The organism is Mesorhizobium sp. M7A.F.Ca.CA.004.04.2.1, from assembly GCF_004022825.1.
Lineage (GTDB): Bacteria > Pseudomonadota > Alphaproteobacteria > Rhizobiales > Rhizobiaceae > Mesorhizobium.
Genome location: NZ_RZPH01000264.1, coordinates 1 through 6289 on the forward strand (window position 1 = coordinate 1; position 6289 = coordinate 6289).

General features: G+C 61.8%; 5 protein-coding genes and 1 pseudogene. All 6 read right to left on the reverse strand.

Annotated elements, in window-relative coordinates:
- Window positions 1-59: 59 nt before the first annotated feature.
- The gene (locus tag EN893_RS14115) at window positions 60-1082 is read right to left on the reverse strand and encodes a type II secretion system F family protein (RefSeq protein ID WP_127270238.1); all 1023 of its coding nucleotides are present in this window, start codon (window positions 1080-1082) and stop codon (window positions 60-62) included.
- A gap of 9 nt (window positions 1083-1091) precedes the next feature.
- Window positions 1092-2105, reverse strand: a complete 1014-nt coding sequence (locus EN893_RS14120; protein WP_127270235.1) for a type II secretion system F family protein — start codon at window positions 2103-2105, stop codon at window positions 1092-1094.
- Window positions 2106-2134: 29 nt separating this feature from the next.
- The gene (locus tag EN893_RS14125) at window positions 2135-3637 is read right to left on the reverse strand and encodes a CpaF family protein (RefSeq protein ID WP_127270234.1); all 1503 of its coding nucleotides are present in this window, start codon (window positions 3635-3637) and stop codon (window positions 2135-2137) included.
- A 29-nt stretch (window positions 3638-3666) separates the two neighbouring features.
- Complete coding sequence (locus tag EN893_RS14130) at window positions 3667-4950, reverse strand: CpaE family protein (RefSeq protein ID WP_127270395.1); 1284 nt, start codon at window positions 4948-4950, stop codon at window positions 3667-3669.
- A gap of 25 nt (window positions 4951-4975) precedes the next feature.
- Window positions 4976-5710 carry a CpaD family pilus assembly protein gene (locus tag EN893_RS14135; RefSeq protein ID WP_127271264.1) on the reverse strand — a complete coding sequence of 245 codons (735 nt, stop codon included), beginning with the start codon at window positions 5708-5710 and terminating at the stop codon, window positions 4976-4978.
- A 14-nt stretch (window positions 5711-5724) separates the two neighbouring features.
- Window positions 5725-6289: pseudogene (locus tag EN893_RS14140) on the reverse strand (pilus assembly protein CpaC); the annotation flags it as partial.

The following is a 6289-nucleotide window of genomic DNA, read 5'->3' on the forward strand; positions in this document are numbered from 1 at the left end:
GAAGCCGCGCTGCATGCGCGGCTTCTTCGTTTGAGGGAATGCAGGAATTTGCCTTGCCGCTACTGGGCGTTTGTTGCCGGCGCCGGATGATCGCCGAAGATACCGCGCTGGCTGACCTGAATGCCGGCGGGACCCAGGATGATGGCGAAGAGCACCGGCAGGAAAAACAGGATCATCGGCACTGTGAGCTTTGGCGGCAGGGCGGCGGCCTTCTTCTCGGCAGCATTCATGCGCATGTCGCGGCTTTCGGCGGCAAGCACGCGCAGTGCATGCGCCACCGGCGTGCCGTAACGCTCGGCCTGGACGAGCGCCTGCGACACCGACTTGACCGAATCCAGGCCGGTGCGGCTTGCCAGGTTCTCGTAGGCCTGCTTGCGCTCCGGCAGGTAGGAAAGCTCGGCGTTGGTGAGGATGAACTCTTCCGCCAGCGCCACCGATTGCGCACCGATCTCGTCGGCGACCTTGCGCAGTGCCGCTTCCACCGACATGCCCGATTCGACGCAGATAAGCATCAGATCGAGCCCATCCGGCCATGCCATCTGGATCGACTGCTTGCGCTTGGTGGCGCGGTTGTTGACGTAGATGACTGGCGCGTAGAAGCCGCCGTAAGCAACGAGGACGCAGACGAACAGCCTGATGACCAATGGCTTGTCGGGCAGTCCTCCGAGCGCGAAGATGTAGATTGCGGCCAGCGCGAAACCGACGAAAGGAAGTACGAGACGGAAGAAAAGAAACCGCGTCAGCGGATTCTGTCCACGAAAGCCGGCCACCTTGAGTTTCTGCAAGGTGCCTTCATCGGCGAGCGCGCGTCTCAGATCCAGCCGGTCGACAATGTTGCGCATGCCGACCGACTGTTCCTCGCGCAAGCCCTTGCGACGGCGGTCGGCCTCGACCGCAAGCCGGGCGCGCTGTTGCGCACGCAGTTCGTCGCGTTCCAGCGCAACGGATTTCATGCGTGACTTGAGCTGGTTTCCGCCAAACGCCGGCAGCAAGGTGAAGACGGTCGCAAACACCGCTATCGCGACCAGCATCGCGATCAGGAAGCTCGGATCCGTCAGGGTCTTGATGACTTGCTCGGTCATGCCAGCATCCTAGACTTCGAAGTTCATCATCTTGCGCATCACCAGGATGCCGATCAACATCCAGACCGCAGAGCAACCAAGGATCAGGTTTCCGACGCTGGTGTTGAAGAGCGGCATCAGGTAGGCCGGGCTCGACAGGTAGACGAGAAAGGCGACGATGAAGGGCAGCGCACCGATGATCGCGGCGGACGCCTTCGCTTCCATCGACAGCGCCGCGACCTTGGCTTTCATCTTCTTGCGATCGCGAAGCACGCGCGAAAGATTGCCCAGCGCCTCGGAGAGATTGCCGCCGGCCTGCGACTGTATCTGGATAACGATGCCGAAGAAGCTTGCCTCGGTGCAAGGCATGGTTTCAGGCATGCGCAAGGTCGCGTCGGGGATAGAGAGGCCCATCTGCTGTGAATCGACGATACGGCGAAACTCGGTCTTCACGGGTTCGGGCGATTCGTTGGCGATCAGGCGCACGGCGTCGTTCAGCGGCAGGCCGGATTTGACCGCGCGCACGATGATGTCGAGCGCGTTTGGAAATTCGTTGAGAAATGCCTTGACCCGGCGGGCGCGACGAAACGTGACGAACCAGCGCGGCAGGCCCAGCCCCCCGGCCAACAGCACGCCCGGCAAGGCGATCAGCGGGGCTCCGGCCACAAAGGCGACAATCATCAAAACGATGCCGCATACGGCGGAGTATATATAGAAACGCTCGATGGTGGTCTTGAGGCCGGCCTGACGAAGCTGGGCTTTCAGCGGCGGTTTCTTGACGCGGCTGTCCTTGGTTTTCTGCTTGGCGTCGAGTTCGTTAAGAGAATCCTGAACCGATTTGCGCCGCTTGACGGCTTCCGCCACGCGGTCGCGCGAGGCTTTGACGACGGAGCGATCCGTCTCGGCGGTCCTGATCGTTTCGAGCCGCTTGCCAACCTGTTTCTCGTTGCTGATGCGGGTGAACAGAAATGCATAAGCGACGGCGCCGGCGCTGAAGCCGGCGAGCACGACAAACGCCAGTACTGTGCCGTCAATTCCAAACATTGGCCCGAACCCTTACACCCCAGCATGCGTCAGTCAGCGCGTTTCTCCATCGCCTCGAGCGCAATGGCGAGACGCTGCTCCTCGCCGTAATAGCGTGCGCGCTCCCAGAAATGCGGACGGCCGATGCCGGTCGATACGTGCTCACCCAACAGCCGGCCGTTGGCGTCCTCGCCCTTGATGTTGTAAAGGACGATATCCTGCGTGATGATGACGTCGCCTTCCATCCCGATCACCTCGGTGATGTGGGTGATGCGGCGCGATCCGTCGCGCAGGCGCGCCGCCTGGATGATCACGTCGATGGAACCGACGACGATTTCGCGCACTGTCTTCTGCGGCAGCGAATAGCCGCCCATGGCAATCATGGATTCGATACGGTTGAGGCATTCGCGCGGGCTGTTCGAGTGGATCGTGCCCATCGAGCCGTCATGGCCGGTGTTCATCGCCTGCAGAAGATCGAACACCTCGGGTCCGCGCACTTCGCCGACGATGATGCGCTCTGGCCGCATGCGCAGACAGTTCTTGACCAAGTCGCGCATCGTCACCTCACCCTCGCCCTCCAGATTGGGCGGGCGGGTTTCGAGGCGCACCACATGCGGCTGCTGCAATTGCAGCTCGGCCGAGTCTTCGCAGGTGATGACGCGCTCCTCGCGGTCGATATAGTTGGTCAGGCAATTGAGCAGCGTCGTCTTGCCCGAACCGGTGCCGCCCGAGATCACGATGTTGCAGCGAACACGACTGATGATCTTGAGAACTTCGGCGCCCTGCGGCGAGATGGCGCCGAACTTGACCAGCTGATCGAGCGTCAGCTTGTCCTTCTTGAATTTGCGGATGGTGAGCGTGGCGCCATCGATGGAGAGTGGCGGCGCGATGACGTTGACGCGGGAGCCGTCGGGAAGGCGCGCGTCGCAGATCGGGCTGGATTCGTCGACGCGGCGGCCAACCTGGCTGACGATACGCTGGCAGATGTTGAGGAGCTGCTGATTGTCACGAAAGCGGATACCGGTCTGTTCGACCTTGCCGTTGACTTCGATGTAGACGTTCCTGGAGCCGTTGACCATGATGTCGGCGATGTCGTCGCGGGCGAGCAGCGGCTCGAGCGGCCCATAGCCGAGCACGTCGTTGCAGATGTCCTCGAGCAGCTCTTCCTGCTCGGCGATCGTCATTGCGAAGTTCTTGATCGCGATGATGTCGTTGACGATGTCGCGGATTTCCTCGCGCGCGCTTTCAGGGTCAAGCTTGGAAAGCTGCGACAGATCGATGGTGTCGATGAGCGCGGAGAAGACCTGGCTCTTGGTATCGTAATAAGTTTCGCTCTTTTCGCGCTGTGCCCGCTTCGGCTCAGGCGCCAATGGCGGTGCCTCGACCGCACGGCGCGCCGGCGGCGCGACAGGCGCGCTTGGCGCCGCCGTGGGCCGGGTCAGAACCGCTGTGTCCATGGAACTTGCAGCCGGCGGCGCAACAGGCGCCGGTGCTGGCTGGCGAAATTCCGGCGTGAACCGGTTGCCGTCGTCGCTGCCTCTTTTACCAAACATGATCGACTACCGATTCCACTGCTGAAGCGTCACTTCTTGTTGCGCGAGAGCTTGCCGAGCAGGCTGCCGAGCCCGGCCTTCTTCTTGATCTTGATTTCGCTGCGCCCGGTCAGCACATGCGCCATTTCGTTGATCATCGCGACGACCGGGTTCTTGGCATCCATTTCGCCAAGCATGCGTCCGTTGTTGGCGGCATTGCCGAACAGCAACGGATCAAACGCAATGACCGACATCGGCGACAGGCCGAGCGGCTCGGCGAAATCGGACGGCGAAATCTCCGGGCGCTTCGGCACGCCGGCCTGGTTGATGATCAGCTTGGGCGGCGGATCATTGGGACGAAGCCGCTTGAGCATATCGACGAGATTCTTGGTGTTGCGCAGATTGGCGAGTTCCGGTGTCGCGGTGATGACGATCTCGTCGGCCTTGACCAGGGTGTTCTTGGTCCAGCCCGTCCAGGCATGCGGGACGTCGAGCACCAGAAGCGGCACGCTGCGCTGGGCGGTGTCGATAAGCTGCGCGAAGGCCTCGGGATCGAAATCATAGACCCGTTCGAGCGTCGAAGGCGCTGCCAGCAGCGACAGATGCTCGGCGCACTGGGTCAGCAGCCGGTCGAGATAGACTTCATCGATGCGTTCGGGTGAAAACACCGCCTCGGCGATGCCTTGCGCCGGATCCTGGTCGAAATTGATGTTGGCGGTGCCGAAAGCCAGATCGAGATCGGCGACGACCACTTCGGATTTGAACAGGGAGGACATCGCCCAAGCCACATTGTGGGCGATCGTCGAGGAGCCGACACCGCCCTTGGCGCCGACGAAGGCGATCGAGCGGCCGAGCGGCTCGGCTTCCGGATCGATGAAAATCGACGACACCACGCTGACGATGTCGGCCATCGAGACCGGAGCGATCACATATTCGGAAATGCCGTTGCGGATGAGCTCGCGGTAGAGGCCGACATCATTGTAGTGGCCGATCACCACCACCTTCGACGTCGGATCGCAATATTCCGAGAGCTGGGCGAGTTGCTCCAGCAATTGCTTGGGCTCGCTGCGCGATTCCAGCAGGATCAGGTTGGGCGTCGGCGCCGATTGGTAGAATTCGATGGCAGTGGGGACGCCGCCCATATGGACCTTGAGATGCGCCTTCGTCATGCGGCGGTCCTCGCCGGCGCGCTCGACCGGGTTGGCAACACCCTCGGTCTCGCAGAATGCCTGGATCGAGATGCGCGGGATCGGCCGCAACGCCTGCATCGCGGCGATGTCCTGCTGCGAGGTATCGCTGCCGTCTACAGGAGTGTCATAGGCCAGATTGTTCATGTTCGTGTACTCCGAACTGCGATCGTTAGTAGCTAACTTCGCCTTCTGCTTCCCAATCAAAGAAGGGTTGATTTCGGTACCCATCGATGACTTTCCCACGCTGCTCGGCGTCGATAGGTGCCTGCTTGCGCGGTCCGAGCAGGTCGGCCGGATTGGCCATCTGGGCGGCGAGGTTGTTCTGATACGAGCAGCCGAAATCGGCGTAGTGCTTGTTTTCCGAGGTCTCCACCAGATCTTCGGGCCAACGCCCGCATTTGTCGGTCTGAGCTTTCACCGAGATATAGGCGACGCGAATCGGGGCCGAGGCTTCGGCGGAAGCGGACTGATAAGAGGTCATGACAATCCGGTTGCGCTTGATGCCGCTGGCAACCACCAGCCTGACAAAATCGCGGCTGGCAGCGGCCGCCGCGATCTCGTTGGCCGAGCCGACAGGGATAGCGATCGTCACCGCCGGAGCGGCGCTCCTGTCGTAGCCGTCGAGAAAGCCCGAAAGCGTGTCACGCTGAGAGCCCGTCATACCACGGTCACCGGCGCCCACCGGCAGGTCTATCTTCTGGTTCTTCTCCGCGATCACGATCGGATGGTTGGTGCGATAATCGTCCGGGATGGCGCCGACCGTGATGCTGTCGCGCTGGGCGCAGCCGGTGAGCAGCGCCGCCACCGCAACCGCCAGGACAGGAACGAACCGCCGGCAGACCTGCGAGCGGCCAAAGCGCATCGGTGCGGCGATGGTGCTTGCCTTCAATGCTGACTGAGACATGTCCGCTTCCCCGCTCACTTGTAGATGAAGCCGACGACGCCGTGGTAGCGGCCGTTGGGCTTGTCGGTCTGCATGGTGCCGTAGACGCGATTGACTCGGCCAAGGAACATGGCAGCGCCATCGCTGGCGGCGTTGAAATTGTCGTCCGGCTTGGCAAGGTCGTTGCGCGCCACCGGCTTCACCAGATAGGGCGTGATGATGATGACGAGTTCGGTCTCGTTGCGCACGAAATCTCTGCTGCGGAAGAGCGCGCCGAGCACCGGGATCTTTGTCAGCCCGGGCAACCCGTTGACGGCTTGCCTGACATCGTCGCGAACCAGGCCGGCGATCATCATGGAGCCGCCCGAGGGGAGTTCAACGGTCGTATCGGCAAGACGTTTGCGCAGCGACAGTGCATTCATGCCGGGGCTCGTCACGCCTGAGGAGAGCGATACGGACCCCTCGGTTGTCGGCTCGGAAACCGACGTCCTAACTTTCAGGCTTATGCGACCGGGAGACAACACCACCGGCTGGAATTCCAGGCCGATGCCGTACTCGATCTTTTCGATGGTGTAGGTCTTCAGGCCGGTCTGGTTGTCC